This is a genomic window from Mycobacterium kyogaense (assembly GCF_036946525.1).
Classification (GTDB): domain Bacteria; phylum Actinomycetota; class Actinomycetes; order Mycobacteriales; family Mycobacteriaceae; genus Mycobacterium; species Mycobacterium kyogaense_A.
Genome location: NZ_JAQIIY010000020.1, coordinates 58,036 through 73,272 on the forward strand (window position 1 = coordinate 58,036; position 15,237 = coordinate 73,272).

Sequence of the window (15,237 nt, forward strand, 5' to 3'; positions counted from 1 at the left end):
GTGTCGTGGCGACTACCCTTCGTTAAGAATCAAACGGCCGTCAGGGGAAGGGAAACGACAGCTATGGGTTCGGCGACCGTCCTCGACTCCATCCTCGATGGGGTGCGGGCTGACGTCGCCGCTCGCGAGGCCGTCGTCAGCCTGGCCGAGGTCAAGGAAAAGGCACAGCGGGCGCCTGCGCCTCTCGACGTGATGGCAGCCTTCCGGGCGCCGGGCATCGGGGTGATCGCCGAGGTCAAGCGCGCGAGCCCGTCGCGGGGTCAGCTGGCCTCGATCGCCGATCCGGCGGAGTTGGCTCGGGCCTACCAAGACGGCGGTGCGCGCGTGATCAGCGTGTTGACCGAGCAGCGCCGTTTCCACGGCTCCCTCGACGACCTGGACGCGGTGCGCGCGGCGGTGTCGATCCCGGTGCTGCGCAAGGACTTCATCGTTCGGCCCTACCAGATCCACGAGGCGCGGGCCCACGGCGCCGATCTGCTGCTGCTGATCGTCGCCGCACTCGAGCAGCCGGCGCTGGAGTCGCTGCTCGAACGCACCGAATCCTTGGGGATGACCGCGCTCGTCGAGGTCCACACCGAGGAGGAAGCCGATCGCGCGCTGCAGGCGGGGGCCTCGTTGATCGGCGTCAACGCCCGTGACCTCAAGACGCTCGAGGTTGACCGGGACTGCTTCGCACGTATCGCGCCGGGGCTGCCGAGCCACGTCATCCGTGTCGCCGAGTCGGGTGTGCGGGGGACTGCGGACCTGCTGGCTTACGCCGGTGCCGGCGCCGACGCCGTGCTCGTCGGCGAAGGCCTGGTGACCAGTGGAGATCCTCGCAGTGCCGTCGCTGACCTCGTCACCGCCGGCACGCATCCGTCGTGCCCGAAACCCGCGCGCTAAGTGACCACCCACCTGGAACCGGAACTGCCGCGCGCCAGCGCCGCAGTGGCCGAGCCGACCTCCCACGATCCCGACGCCCGCGGCCACTTCGGGGTGTACGGCGGACGCTTCGTGCCCGAAGCTCTGATGGCCGTCATCGAAGAAGTGACCGCCGCCTACGAGAAGGCTCGCGGGGACCAGACATTCCTCGACGAGTTGGATCGGTTGCAGCGCCACTACACCGGGCGGCCCTCACCGGTGTACGAGGCGGAGCGACTGACCGAGCATGCCGGTGGTGCGCGGATCTTCCTGAAGCGAGAAGACCTCAACCACACGGGTTCTCACAAGATTAACAACGTGCTCGGGCAGGCGCTGCTGGCCAAGCAGATGGGCAAGACCCGCGTCATCGCCGAGACCGGAGCCGGTCAGCACGGGGTCGCGACGGCGACCGCGTGCGCGCTGCTGGGCCTGGAGTGCGTGATCTACATGGGTGCGGTCGACACCGCGCGTCAGGCACTCAACGTCGCACGGATGCGTCTGCTCGGTGCCACGGTCGTGGCGGTCGAGTCCGGCTCGAAGACGCTCAAGGACGCGATCAACGAGACGTTCCGCGACTGGGTGACCAACGCCGACAACACGTACTACGCCTTCGGGACGGCGGCGGGCCCGCACCCGTTCCCAATGATGGTCCGTGACTTCCAGCGCGTCATCGGCCTCGAGGCGCGCGCCCAGATGCTCGACCAGGCTGGTCGGTTGCCCGACGCGGTCGTGGCATGCGTGGGCGGTGGCTCGAACGCGATCGGCATCTTCCACGCGTTCATCGACGATCCGGCGGTCCGCCTGGTCGGTTACGAGGCGGCCGGTGACGGTGTCGAGACCGGACGGCACGCCGCGACCTTCACGGGTGGCTCGCCGGGCGCATTCCAGGGCTCCTACTCGTACCTGCTGCAGGACGAAGACGGTCAGACCATCGAATCCCATTCGATCTCAGCGGGTTTGGACTACCCGGGCGTCGGGCCCGAGCACGCGCTGCTCAAGGACGTCGGCCGTGCGCGGTACGAGCCGATCACCGACACCGAGGCAATGGACGCGCTGTCGCTGCTGAGTCGCACCGAGGGCATCATCCCGGCGATCGAGTCGGCACACGCGGTCGCGGGCGCGCTGAAGCTGGGCGCGGAGCTGGGCCCCGGGTCGATCATCTTGGTGAACCTGTCCGGGCGCGGTGACAAGGACGTCGAGACCGCGGCGCGGTGGTTCGGTCTGTTCGAGGACGGTCCGAAATGAGTCGATTGGCAAGCGTTTTCGGTGCCTGCCGGGACGAGGGTCGGTCAGCACTGATCGGCTATCTGCCGACCGGATTCCCCGATGTGGATACCTCGATCGCGGCCATGGTCGCCCTCGTCGAGGCGGGATGCGACATCATCGAGGTCGGCATCGCCTACTCCGACCCGGGGATGGACGGACCGGTCATCGCGGCCGCCACGGAGGTGGCGCTGCGCGGCGGGGTGAAGGTGCGGGACACGCTGCGGGCGGTCGAGGCGATCAGCGCGGCCGGCGGCAACGCGGTGGTGATGACGTACTGGAACCCGGTGTTGCGCAAGGGTGTTGATGCATTCAGTCGTGATCTGGCGTCGGCGGGCGGCCTGGGAATGATCACGCCAGATCTGATTCCCGACGAGGCAGACGAGTGGCTGGCGGCCTCCGAGGCGCACGATCTCGACAGGATCTTCGTGGTGGCGCCGTCATCCACGCCGGAGCGACTCAGCGCGACGGTCGATGCGTCGCGCGGGTTCGTCTACGCGGCGTCGACGATGGGTGTCACGGGTGCCCGGGACGCGGTGTCGAATGCGGCGCCGGAGTTGGTGCGGCGCATCAAGGAGCTCTCCGACGTTCCGGTCGGGGTGGGTCTGGGGGTGCGCTCGCGAGAGCAGGCCGCTCAGATCGGATCGTATGCCGACGGCGTGATCGTGGGGTCGGCGCTGGTGTCGGCGCTGACTGACGGCATCCCGGCGATGCGGTCACTGGCAGAAGAATTGGCTGACGGGGTAAGGCAAAGGGTCACTGCGTGACGTCGACGGTGCTGGCATACATCCCGAGTCCTTCGCAAGGGGTGTGGCATCTCGGCCCCTTCCCGTTGCGTGCGTATGCGCTGTTCATCATCGCGGGCATCGTGGCGGCGCTGGTGCTGGGCGATCGGCGCTGGGTGGCGCGCGGCGGGGAGCCGGGCGTCATCTACGACATCGCGTTGTGGGCGGTGCCGTTCGGCTTGATCGGTGGCCGGCTCTACCACGTCATGACGGACTGGCGAACCTACTTCGGTGAGGATGGCGCGGGATTCGCTGCCGCGCTGAGGATCTGGGACGGTGGTCTCGGAATCTGGGGTGCGGTCGCTCTGGGCGCGGTCGGGGCGTGGATCGCGTGCAAGCGGCGGGGAATACCGCTGCCCGCGTTCGGCGACGCGATAGCGCCGGGAATCATTCTGGCGCAGGCCATCGGACGGCTGGGCAATTACTTCAACCAGGAACTCTATGGGCGCGAGACGACGCTGCCCTGGGGCCTTGAGATCTATGAGCGGGTGAACTCGGCGGGTGTGCCGGATTCGTTGAACGGTGTGTCGACCGGTCAGCTGATCGAGATAGTCCACCCGACGTTCCTGTACGAATTGATCTGGAACCTATTGGTGTTCGCGGCGCTGATCATGGTCGACCGCCGGTTCCGGATCGGGCACGGCCGGCTCTTCGCGCTGTATGTCGCCGGCTACTGCGTGGGCCGGTTCTGGGTCGAGCTGATGCGCAGTGATGCCGCGACGCATATCGCCGGCATCCGGATCAACACGTTCACGTCGACGTTCGTGTTCGTCGCCGCGGTCGTCTACATCATGGTCGCCCCGAAGGGTCGTGAAGATCCTCTGTCGCTGAGTGGGACGCCGGACGGTAGCGAGTCGCGGGCCGAAGAGATGGTCAAGGACGTGGCGGTGGGCGCGTCGACGACCGGCGTGGTCGCGGCGGCGATCGTCGCGTCCGAGGACGACGAGAAGTCGGTCGCCGAATCAGCGGATGCCGACGACGTCGCAGCCGAGCGTGATGCCGATCTGGAGACCGTCGACAGTGACGAAGTAGCTGATGGCGACGAGCTGGTCGCGCCAACCGATCCCGCCGACGAGCCCGCGGATCCGGAGGCTGGTCTCGGGTCGGTGGATACCGATGAAGTCGCGGACGCGGTGGGTGAGGCTGAGGTCGCGCACGCTGTGGCGGTCGAGGGTGAGGACGCGGCGGAGACTCTGACTGCGGATGAGGAGCCTGTAGCCACGGAGCCGGAGGCGGGTCTCGGTTCGGTGGATGCCGAGGAGGTCGCTGACGCGGTGGGTGATGCTGAGGTCGCGCACGCCGTTGCCGTCGAGGGTGAGGACGCGGCGGAGGCTCTGACTGCGGATGAGGAGCCTGTAGCCACGGAGCCGGAGGCGGGTCTCGGTTCGGTGGATGCCGACGAGGCCGCGGAGGCGGTGGGTGAGGCTGAGGTCGCGCACGCCGTTGCCGTCGAGGGTGAAGACGCGGCGGAGGCTCTGACTGCAGATGAGGAGCCTGTAGCCACGGAGCCGGAGGCGGGTCTTGGTTCGGTGGATGCTGACGAGGTCGCGGAGGCGGTGGGTGAGGCTGAGGTCGCCCACGCGGGGGCTGTCGAGGGAGAAGACGCGGCGGATGCGCTGACTGCCGCGGAGGCTGAGACTGTCGAGTCGGATGCTGACGGAGAGGCGGACTCTGCTGACGGGTCTGACGCGGGCGAGGAGCCTGCGTCGGGTGAGCCGGAAGCGGGTCTCGGGTCGGTGGATGCTGACGAGGTCGCGGACGCGGTGGGTGAGGCCCAGGTCGCGCACGCGGTGGCCGTCGAAGGTGAAGACGCGGCGGATGCGCTGACTGCCGCGGACGCGGTCGAGGAGCCTACGTCGGGTGAGCCGCAAGCTGGACTCGGTTCGGTGGATGCCGACGAGGCCGCAGACGCTGTCGGCGATGCTGAAGTTGCCCACCAGGTGGCCGTCGATGGTGAGGACGCTGCTGAGGCGCTGACTGCCGAGGAATCGGAACCCGTCGCGGAGCCTGACGCCGCGGAGCCGGAGGCGGGTCTTGGTTCGGTGGATGCCGACGAGGCCGCAGACGCTGTCGGCGATGCGGAAACTGCCCACCAGGTGGCCGTCGAGAGTGAGTACGCCGCTGAGGCCTTGACTGCCGATGAGTCGGAACCTGCCGAGGAGCCTGACGCCACGGAGCCGGAGGCGGGTCTTGGTTCGGTGGATGCCGACGAGGTCGCAGACGCTGTCGGCGATGCGGAAACTGCCCACCAGGTGGCTGTCGAGGGTGAGGACGCCGCTGAGGCCTTGACTGCCGATGAGTCGGAACCTGCCGAGGAGCCTGACGCCACAGAGCCCCAAAGCGGCGACGGCCGGGCCGCTACCGAGACTCCCGCCACTCCAAAGCCGACCGAAAGGCCAACTGCCGCGGGCCTTTCTGTCGAGGTGGGCCAACGCGTCCTCCAGTGGGCTCGCCGCCGCAGGAATCGCTGAACTCACCGCCGAGTTATCCACAGGCGCAGAAATCTGCGTCGAGGGGTGTCGCCTGTTGCCTCACGTCAAGATGCGCGCGTAGGCCGATTCGTTGCCTCACGTGAGCGTGCGCGCTTGGTGATCGGGGGTGTGGCGCCTGGTGTGATTTTGCTGGTGGCCAGGGTGAACAGCTCGGCGGTGAGGGCATGGAGCTGGCGTTGGGTAGCGGCGGGGTTGATCAAGGAGTAGGTGCGGGTCAGTGCCACGATGCGCTCCACGGTGAGGCCGGGGTGATCGACTGCCCGATGGAATGGGGTCGTGGCTTGGTCGTGCTTTTTGGAGATCTTGGCTCCGTGACGGGTCTTGGAGATCAGTTTCTGTTGGGGGTAGAAGTAGTTGGTTAGTCGGGATTGCAGCGTCCAGATCTCGTTGAGCAGCAACAGTTCTGCAGCAGAGTCGTAGCGGTGGTAGCCAACGGTGGTGCGGACCACTGACCAGTTTTTCTGCTCGACGTGGCAGCCGTCATTCTTGTTGCCCGGGCGTGCCCGTGTGAAGGTGATCTGGCGGCCTTGGCACCATCCCAACAGGTGCTCGTTGATGAACTCGGATCCGTTGTCGCTGTCGACCCCAAGGATGGGAAACGGCATCGTGCGCACGATCTCGTTGAGTGCTGCCAACACGCATTTGGCGGCTCTGTCGGGCACCGAACGGTTCTCGGTCCAGCCGGTCGCGATATCGGTCACCGTCAATGTGAACGCGTGCCCTGCGCCCCGAATGCCGCCGTCATGCCAGACCAGGTCGATCTCGACGAATCCGGGTGTGGCGTCGTCCCACTCAGCCCAGGTTCGCACCGGAATCTGGCTTTTGAGCAGTGATCCTGGTTTGGTCCCGATGCGTCCCCGAGGCTGATACTTGGCCCGTTCTGGTGCCAGGCGCCGATCGATGGTGGCCGCTGACATCGATACCAGCAGGTCGGCGGTGTCGGCGTCGATGGTGAGTTCCCGGAAGTGCCGCAGCACCGCTACCAGCTCACCCAGCATCGGCGCCAACCGTTTGCCGGCCGGCATCCCCAGCACCTGCCAGCACTGAATCAACGCCTCGATGACCTCGGGCCCGTAGGTCACGGGCCGCGGTCTGGGTGGGCCGACGATCTTCGGTGTCAGTGCCCCCGTCAGCGCCTTGCGGGCATGGTTGCGATGCCAGCCGGTGTTGGCGCACAACTCATCAAGGATCCGCGTCTTCTCACCCTTTCGGGCCAGCAGATAGCGGGCCGCGGCCGCCTCGGTGATTGCTCTGCGCTGCGCCAACGTCAACCCCATCCACTGGACGTACGCGCGCATTTCCAATGAGGCAACGACCCACCCCCTCGCGCGCATTTCTGATGAGTCAACGCGGTCACCCCATCGCGGTAATATCGAACGTATGTTCGAGGAAAAGCCTGCGGCGTTGATCGACGTGATGGCTGCGGCTGCGCGTGCGGAGTCGGCGGCGATTGCGCGGCGTTTGGGGGCGGTGGCGAGTCTGTATCGGCGGCGGTGCCGGGACTATGAAGAGGCTCAGTTCTGGTTCACCGATGTGTTCGAGGCGGTGGCTGCTGAGGTGTCGGCGGCGCAGAACATCAGTCGTGATCGGGCGTTTCATCAGGTGCGGCAGGCGGTGTCGCTGTGGGAGCGGTTGCCGGAGGTGGCGGCGGTGTTCGCCCGGGGGGACATCGACTATCGGATGGTGGGAATCATCATCACCCGCACCGACAACGTGCTCGACGAGGTGGTGGCTGAGCTGGATCGCTCGTTGGCTGCTCAGGTGCACAAGTGGATGCGCCTGTCGAAGCCGAAACTGCGGGATCGCATCGATATGTGGGTTGCTGAGCATGATCGGGCGGGAGTGCGGGTTCCGCCGATTGTGGAGGAGAACCGCTATATCGAGGTGGAGCCGCATCCGAACGCGGCGGGCATGGCAACGATTAGTGGGGTGCTCGGTGCTGCTGATGCCGATGCCATCGATCAGCGCCTGAACCTGATTGCTGATTCGGTGTGTCCGAATGATCCTCGGTCGAGGCGGCAGCGTCGTGCGGAAGCGGCTGGTGCGCTGGGGCGGCTCGAGGGGTCGTTGCCGTGTCAGTGCGGGTCGGCAGATTGCACTGCGGCGACGGTGCGGGAGTCGGCGGCGCAGGTGGTGATTCATGTGCTGGCTGAGCAGAAGACGCTCGATGGCGGCAGCGATCGGCCGGGGTATCTGTCGGGGTTCGGTGTGCTGCCTGCGGAGTCGGTGCGCACGATAGCGAAGACGGCGAAGATCAAGCCGGTGCGTGTTCCCGGCGCGGATGCCGAACCGGGGTATCGGCCGTCGGCGGCGCTGCGGGATTTCTTGCAGTGGCGGGATTTGACGTGTCGTTTCCCGGGTTGTGATCGTCGGGTGGTGGGGTGCGATGTGGACCATACGACGCCGTGGCCGTTCGGTCTGACCCATCCGTCGGGGCTCAAGCATTTTTGCCGTACGCACCATTTGATCAAGACCTTTTTCACGGGTGCCAACGGCTGGTCCGACGAGCAGCGTCCTGATGGGTCGATCGTGCTGAGGTCGCCGACGGGCCATGTGTACGTCACTGAGGCGTTCGGAGGTCTCCTGTTTCCGGGTCTGGCCGCACCGACGGCGACGATCACCACCGTGACCCCGATGGAGTCTGCGGATCGGGAGGCGATGATGCCGCTGCGCACCCGAACCCGTGAGCAGGATCGCCGAGCGCGCATCAGACAGGAACGGCAACAACGACTCGAACTCGATGCCGAACTCGAGCGACAACGGCAGGCGAGGTTCGCCGCGACATACGAGCCGCCCCCGTTCTGACGGGCCGGTCTGGCATGCTTGTGCCATGACTGAGCCGCAATTCGGTGGCAGCGAGAGCGGCAATCCCTACCCGCCGCCATATCAGCAGCCGGGCTACCCACCCCCGGGTCAGCAGTACGGTCCGCCGCCTGGGCAATTCCCGCCGCCGGTGGGGCAATACCCGCCGTCGTACACGGATCCCTCCGCGCCCTACGGCCGGCACCCGATGACGGGGGAGCCACTGTCGGAGAAGTCCAAGGTCGTGGCAGGCCTGCTCCAGCTGCTCGGGCTCTTCGGGCTGGTCGGCATCGGACGCATCTACCTCGGCTACACCGGTCTCGGTATCGCACAGCTGGTCGTGGGACTCATCACCTGCGGTATCGGCGCCGTCATCTGGGGCATCATCGACGCGGTCCTGATCCTCACCGACAAGGTGCGCGACCCGGACGGGCGTCCGCTGCGCGATGGCACCTAGTCCGAGCAGAACCGGCAACAATCGCCTGCTCATCGGGCTTGGCACTGGAGCAGCTCTTCTGGGCAGCCTGGCCTACATAGGCCTCGGTGACCCGCACAGCCCGAGCTTCGTGTTCCCGCCGTGCCCCTTCAAGGCGCTCACCGGCTGGAACTGCCCAGCCTGCGGTGGTCTCCGAATGACCCATGACCTCCTGCACGGTGATCTCGCCGCGGCGTGGGTCGACAACGCCTATGTCCTCATCGGATTACCGCTCCTGCTGGCCTTCATCGTCGGACGACGCGCCCGCGGAAAGGCGTTGCCGACCAAACCCCTGTTGGTCGTCGTCGCTGTCACTGCCATCGCCTGGACCGTCGCCCGAAATCTGCCCGGTTTCCCGCTCGTCCCGACCGTTCTCGCCGGGTAGCCCCCCACCCGCGCTGATACACTCGCTCGACGGGCCGCCGCAGTCCCTGACCACGATGAATCAGGACTGCGAGGAGCATCGTTCATGCTGTTCTCGGCATTGCCCGAACCCCAAGGCCTCTACCACCCCGACCGCGAGGCGGATTCCTGCGGTGTGGCCATGGTGACTGATATCCAGGGCCGCCGCTCCCACGGCATCGTCACCGACGGCCTGATCGCCCTCGAACACCTCGAGCACCGGGGCGCAGCGGGCGCCGAACCCAACAGCGGCGACGGTGCCGGCATCCTGATCCAACTCCCGGTCGACATGCTCGACCAGGTCACCGATTTCGACCTTCCTGCCCCGAACGCCAACGGCGACAACACGTTTGCGGCCGGCATCTGCTACCTACCGCAGGACCTCGCCGAACGAGAAGAAGCCCGCGCAGCTATCGAAGTGATCGCCGACGAAGAGGGACTCGAGATCCTCGGCTGGCGCGAGGTGCCCGTCGATCCAGAGGGTGCCGAAATCGGCCAGACCGCGCTGGGCTGCATGCCCTACATGGCGCATCTCTTCGTCGCCGCTCCCGAGCACAACGGCGTGCGCCCCGGCGGAATCGACCTCGACCGTCGCGTTTACCCCCTCCGCAAGCGCGCCGAGCGGGGCAGTGTGTACTTCCCGTCGCTGTCCAGCCGCACCATGGTCTACAAGGGCATGCTCACCACACTGCAACTGCCGCAGTACTTTCCGGATCTGCGCGACGAGCGCTGCGCGAGCGCGATCGCGATCGTGCACAGCCGCTTCTCCACCAACACCTTCCCGTCCTGGCCCCTGGCGCACCCCTTCCGTTTCGTCGCCCACAACGGGGAGATCAACACCGTGCGCGGCAACCGCAATCGCATGCACGCGCGCGAGGCCATGCTCGCCAGCGCGATGATCCCTGGTGACCTCGCCCGGCTCTCCCCGGTCTGCACCCCTGACGCCTCCGACTCGGCATCCTTCGACGAGGTGCTCGAACTCCTCCACCTCGGCGGCCGTGCGCTTCCGCACGCCGTGCTGATGATGATCCCCGAGGCGTGGGAGAACAGCGCCACGATGGACGATGCCGAGCGTGCCTTCTGGCAGTACCACGCCTCGCTCATGGAACCCTGGGACGGCCCGGCCTGCGTCACGTTCACCGACGGCACGCTCGTCGGAGCGGTGTTGGACCGCAACGGATTACGGCCCGGTCGCTGGTGGCGCACCATCGACGATCGGGTGATCCTGGCCAGTGAGAGCGGCGTGCTCGACGTCCCGTCGGCGCAGATCGTCGCCAAGGGCCGGCTCCAGCCGGGGAAGATGTTCCTCATCGACACCGGCGCCGGCCGGATCGTCTCCGACGACGAGATCAAGCAGGACCTCTCGACGGCCGAACCGTACGGCGAATGGCTGCATGCCGGGTTGCTCGACATCAAGACCCTGCCCGACCGTGTCCGCGTGGCGCCCAATCACGATTCGGTGGTGCGCCGCCAGATCAGCTTCGGCTACACCGAGGAAGACCTGCGCATCCTGCTGACCCCGATGGCGGCCTCAGGTGGTGAACCGTTGGGCTCCATGGGTACCGACACCCCAGCCGCGGTGCTCTCCGAGCGGTCCAAGTCTCTTTTCGACTACTTCGTCGAACTCTTCGCCCAGGTGACCAACCCTCCATTGGATGCCATCCGCGAAGAGGTCGTCACGTCGATGTCGCGTGTGATGGGTCCCGAGCAGAATCTGCTCGCACCGTCGGCGGCCTCGTGTCGTCAGATCACCCTGGGCTGGCCGGTGCTCGACAACGACGAGCTCAACAAGATCGTCCACATCAACGACGACGGTGAGCATCCCGGGCTGCGCACCGCCGTGCTCAAGTCCCTCTACCGCGTCGAGCGCGGTGGTGAGGGACTCGCCGACGCGCTCGAGGATCTCCGCATCCGCGCCTGCGATGCCATCGCCAAAGGCGCTCGGACGCTGGTCATCTCCGATCGGGACTCCGACCACACCAAGGCGCCGATCCCGTCTCTTCTCGCCGTGTCGGCAGTGCACCACCACCTGGTGCGCACCAAGCAGCGCACCGCCGTCGCGCTCGTGGTCGAGACCGGCGACGCCCGCGAGGTCCACCACATCGCGATGCTGATCGGTTTCGGCGCCGCTGCGGTCAATCCCTACCTGGCGTTCGAGTCCATTGAGGACCTGATCCGCGAGGGGGAACTCACCGGAATCGAGACCGCCACCGCGGTCAGGAATTACCTCAAGGCGCTCGGCAAGGGCGTGATGAAGGTGATGAGCAAGATGGGCATCTCGACGGTGGCTTCCTACACCGGCGCGCAAGCGTTCGAGGCCGTCGGCATCGACAAAGAGGTCATCGACGAATATTTCACCGGCACCCCGACCCAACTCGGCGGTATCGGACTCGACGTGATCGCCGAAGAGGTCAAGCTGCGGCACCGCCGCGCGTACCCGGAGAATCCGACCGAACGCGTGCACCGCCGCCTGGAGGTGGGCGGCGAGTACGCCTTCCGTCGCGAGGGGGAGCTGCACCTGTTCACCCCCGAAGTGGTTTTCCTGCTGCAGCATTCGACCCGCACCGGCCGCTACGACGTCTTCGAGAAGTACTCCGAGGAGGTCAATCGGCTCGCCCGCGAGGGCGGCGCGCTGCGCGGGCTGTTCGCATTCAAGGAGGGTGCGCGCCCGCCGGTTCCGCTCGACGAGGTCGAACCCGCCAGCGAGATCGTCAAGCGGTTCAACACCGGAGCGATGAGCTACGGCTCGATCTCGGCCGAAGCGCACGAGACGATGGCCGTCGCGATGAACCGCCTCGGTGGCAGATCCAACAGCGGCGAGGGCGGCGAAGACACCGACCGCCTCTACGACCCGATGCGCCGCAGCGCGGTCAAACAGGTGGCCTCAGGACGGTTCGGCGTCACCAGCGACTACCTGGTGAACGCCACCGACATCCAGATCAAGATGGCCCAGGGCGCCAAACCCGGCGAAGGCGGCCAACTTCCGGGCTACAAGGTGTACCCGAACATCGCCAAGACCCGGCACTCCACACCGGGGGTGGGGCTCATCTCGCCGCCGCCGCATCACGACATCTACTCGATCGAAGACCTCGCCCAACTTATCCACGACCTGAAGAACGCCAACGCCGACGCCCGCATCCACGTCAAGCTGGTCAGCTCGGTGGGTGTCGGCACGGTCGCCGCGGGCGTGTCCAAGGCGCACGCCGACGTCGTGCTGATCTCCGGATACGACGGCGGGACCGGCGCGGCGCCGCTGACAAGCCTCAAGCACGCCGGGGCGCCCTGGGAGATCGGGCTGGCCGACACTCAGCAGACGTTGATGCTCAACGGTCTTCGCGACCGCATCACCGTGCAGTGCGACGGCGGCATGCGCACCGCGCGCGACGTGATGGTCGCCATGCTGCTGGGTGCCGAGGAGTTCGGCTTCGCCACCGCGCCGCTCGTGGTGTCGGGCTGCATCATGATGCGCGTCTGCCACCTCGACACCTGCCCCGTCGGGGTGGCGACGCAGAACCCTGAACTGCGAGCACGATTCACCGGCAAGCCCGAGTTCGTCGAGACGTTCTTCCAGTTCATCGCCGAGGACATCCGCAAGCACCTCGCCGAACTCGGCTTCCGCAGCGTCGACGAGGCCGTCGGACACGCCGAGATGCTCGACACCGATCTCGGCGTCGCGCACTGGAAGAGCAAGGGGCTGGATCTGAGCCCGATCTTCGCGGTGCCACCGACCGACACCGAGCGCCGCCGCGTGCGCGACCAGGACCACGGGCTGGCACAAGCGCTCGACCGGACGCTGATCCAGCTGTGCGAGGGGGCGCTCGAGGATGCCCACCCGGTGCGACTGGAGCTTCCGGTGCGTAACGTCAACCGGACAGTGGGCACGCTGCTGGGCAGCGAGGTCACCCGTCGCTACGGCGCCGAGGGGCTGCCCGACGACACGATCCATGTCACGCTGACCGGATCGGCCGGCCAGAGCGTCGGCGCGTTCCTGCCGCCGGGGGTCACGATCGATCTCATCGGTGACGCGAACGACTATGTCGGCAAAGGTCTTTCGGGCGGTCGCATCATCGTCCGGCCCGATGACGACGTGCTGTTCCTACCCGAGGACAACGTGATCGCCGGCAACACCCTGCTCTACGGTGCCACCTCCGGCGAGGTGTTCCTGCGCGGACGGGTGGGGGAGCGGTTCGCCGCCCGTAACTCCGGGGCGCTGGCGGTCACCGAGGGCGTCGGCGATCACGCGTGCGAGTACATGACCGGGGGACGGGTGGTGGTTCTGGGTCCGATCGGCCGGAACATGGCCGCCGGCATGTCGGGCGGCATCGCCTACGTGCTCGGCCTCAACCCGCGTCGCGTGAACACCGACATGGTCGAGTTGCAAACGCCGGACGGCGTCGACCTCGCATGGCTGCGCGACGTCGTCGCCTGCCATGCCCGGCACACGGGCAGCACAGTCGCGACGTCGCTGCTGTCGGATTGGCCCCGTCGCAGTGCGCAATTCACCAAGATCATGCCGCGCGACTACCAGCGCGTGCTCCAAGCCACCCGGATGGCCAAAGCCGAGGGCAGAGACGTCGACGCAGCGATCATGGAGGCAAGTCGTGGCTGATCCGTACGGATTCCTGGACGTCGCGAAGGCCGACGCCGCCAAGCGACCCGTCGACGAACGCGTCGGTGACTGGCGGGAGGTCTACGAACGCCAGGACCCCCACGAGCGCGCCGGTGAGGTGTCCCAGCAGGCGCGGCGCTGCATGGACTGTGGAATTCCGTTCTGTCACAGTGGAACCGCGGGCTGCCCTCTGGGCAATCTGATCCCCGAGTGGAACGATCTGGTGCGGCGCGGTCGCTGGGACGCCGCCAGCGAGCGCCTGCACGCCACCAACAACTTCCCGGAGTTCACGGGGCGGCTCTGTCCCGCCCCGTGCGAGGTCGCCTGCGTGCTGTCGATCGCCGAGGAGAAGACCGGCGGCAGCGTGACGATCAAGCGCATCGAGCAGACCATCGCCGACCAGGCGTGGATGGACGGCATCGTCGAACCGCAGCCGGCGGCGATCGCGACCGGCAAGCGGGTCGCGGTCGTGGGTTCCGGACCGGCCGGATTGGCTGCGGCCCAGCAACTCACGCGCGCCGGCCACGACGTGACGGTCTACGAACGCGACGACCGCATCGGCGGGCTGATGCGGTACGGCATCCCCGAGTACAAGCTCGAGAAGGCCACCCTGAATCAGCGGCTGGCCCAGATGCGCGCGGAGGGAACGCGTTTCGTCACCGAGTGTGAAGTCGGTGTGGACGTGACCATCGACGCGTTGCGTGCTCAGTACCACGCGGTCGTGCTCGCCGTCGGCGCGCTGCGGGCCCGCGACAACACCGTCGAGGGGCGAGATCTGGCGGGCGTGCACCTGGCCATGGAGCATCTGGTGCCGGCGAACAAAGAGTGCGAGGGCGACGGTCCCAGCACGATCTCCGCCGAGGGCAAGCACGTGGTGATCATCGGCGGCGGCGACACCGGAGCGGACTGCCTGGGCACCGCCCACCGCCAGGGTGCGGCGTCGGTGACCCAGCTCGACTACAACCCCGAGCCGCCCGAGTATCGCGACGAATCCAGCGCACCCTGGCCCATGTGGCCCGTGGTCCTGCGCACCCGACTCTCCCCGGCGCACGCCGAGGGCGGGGACCGTCGCTATCAAGTCGCCGTCCAGCGGTTCCTCGGTGACGAACAGGGCAATCTGCGCGCGCTGGAGATCGCCGAGGTCAAGGTCGAGCGGGACGCGTCGGGCCGGCGACAGATCACCCCGGTGGGCGGCAGCCTGGAGATCCGCTGCGACCTGGCTCTGCTGGCGATCGGGTTCGACGGCGTCGAGCACATGCCGCTGCTCGACGGCCTCGGTCTGACGCTGAGCCCGCGCGGGACGCTGCGCTGCGGTCAGGACTGGCAGACCGACTCACCCGGGGTGTTCGTCTGCGGGGACGCGCATCGGGGAGCGTCGCTAATCGTGTGGGCGATCGCAGAGGGGCGCAGTGCCGCCGCCGCGGTCGACGCTTTCCTCATGGGTGAGACCGACCTTCCCGCGCCGGTCAGGCCTGGTGCGCTCCCGCTGGCCGTCATCTGAATCGATTA

The 15,237-nt window shown here is 67.2% G+C and carries 10 protein-coding genes; 9 read left to right on the top strand and 1 reads right to left on the bottom strand.

Translation table 11 applies throughout. The annotated features are described in order from the left end of the window. Window positions 1-63 precede the first annotated feature (63 nt). Genes trpC through lgt form a run of 4 tightly spaced genes read left to right on the top strand, consistent with a single transcriptional unit; the run spans window position 64 to window position 5,419 of the window. Complete coding sequence (trpC, locus tag PGN37_RS17780; protein WP_335332327.1) at window positions 64-882, top strand: indole-3-glycerol phosphate synthase TrpC; 819 nt, start codon at window positions 64-66, stop codon at window positions 880-882. Next, window positions 883-2,145 (top strand): tryptophan synthase subunit beta, encoded by a 1,263-nt coding sequence (gene trpB, locus PGN37_RS17785; RefSeq protein ID WP_335332328.1) that lies wholly within the window; start codon window positions 883-885, stop codon window positions 2,143-2,145. Further along, window positions 2,142-2,930 (top strand): tryptophan synthase subunit alpha, encoded by a 789-nt coding sequence (gene trpA, locus PGN37_RS17790; protein WP_335332329.1) that lies wholly within the window; start codon window positions 2,142-2,144, stop codon window positions 2,928-2,930. Before trpB ends, trpA begins: the two co-directional genes overlap by 4 nt. Next, complete coding sequence (gene lgt / locus PGN37_RS17795; RefSeq protein ID WP_335332330.1) at window positions 2,927-5,419, top strand: prolipoprotein diacylglyceryl transferase; 2,493 nt, start codon at window positions 2,927-2,929, stop codon at window positions 5,417-5,419. The genes trpA and lgt overlap by 4 nt, the downstream gene beginning before the upstream one ends. A 65-nt stretch (window positions 5,420-5,484) precedes the next feature. Here the strand turns inward: lgt and PGN37_RS17800 are convergent, their stop codons facing one another. Then, window positions 5,485-6,717 (bottom strand): DDE-type integrase/transposase/recombinase, encoded by a 1,233-nt coding sequence (locus tag PGN37_RS17800; protein WP_335332331.1) that lies wholly within the window; start codon window positions 6,715-6,717, stop codon window positions 5,485-5,487. Between the two features lie 103 nt (window positions 6,718-6,820). Here PGN37_RS17800 and PGN37_RS17805 point away from each other — a divergent pair, with 103 nt between their 5' ends. The 5 genes from PGN37_RS17805 (at window position 6,821) to PGN37_RS17825 (ending at window position 15,229) form a co-directional block, all read left to right on the top strand. Then, a complete protein-coding gene (locus tag PGN37_RS17805) occupies window positions 6,821-8,245 on the top strand; it encodes an HNH endonuclease signature motif containing protein (protein ID WP_335332386.1) in 1,425 nt (474 codons plus the stop codon). Window positions 8,246-8,270: 25 nt separating this feature from the next. Further along, window positions 8,271-8,699, top strand: a complete 429-nt coding sequence (locus PGN37_RS17810; protein WP_335332332.1) for a TM2 domain-containing protein — start codon at window positions 8,271-8,273, stop codon at window positions 8,697-8,699. After that, window positions 8,689-9,102 carry a DUF2752 domain-containing protein gene (locus tag PGN37_RS17815; protein ID WP_335332333.1) on the top strand — a complete coding sequence of 138 codons (414 nt, stop codon included), beginning with the start codon at window positions 8,689-8,691 and terminating at the stop codon, window positions 9,100-9,102. The genes PGN37_RS17810 and PGN37_RS17815 overlap by 11 nt, the downstream gene beginning before the upstream one ends. A gap of 84 nt (window positions 9,103-9,186) precedes the next feature. After that, window positions 9,187-13,728 (top strand): glutamate synthase large subunit, encoded by a 4,542-nt coding sequence (gene gltB / locus PGN37_RS17820; protein WP_335332334.1) that lies wholly within the window; start codon window positions 9,187-9,189, stop codon window positions 13,726-13,728. Then, window positions 13,721-15,229 carry a glutamate synthase subunit beta gene (locus PGN37_RS17825; protein WP_335332335.1) on the top strand — a complete coding sequence of 503 codons (1,509 nt, stop codon included), beginning with the start codon at window positions 13,721-13,723 and terminating at the stop codon, window positions 15,227-15,229. Before gltB ends, PGN37_RS17825 begins: the two co-directional genes overlap by 8 nt. Window positions 15,230-15,237 lie beyond the last annotated feature (8 nt).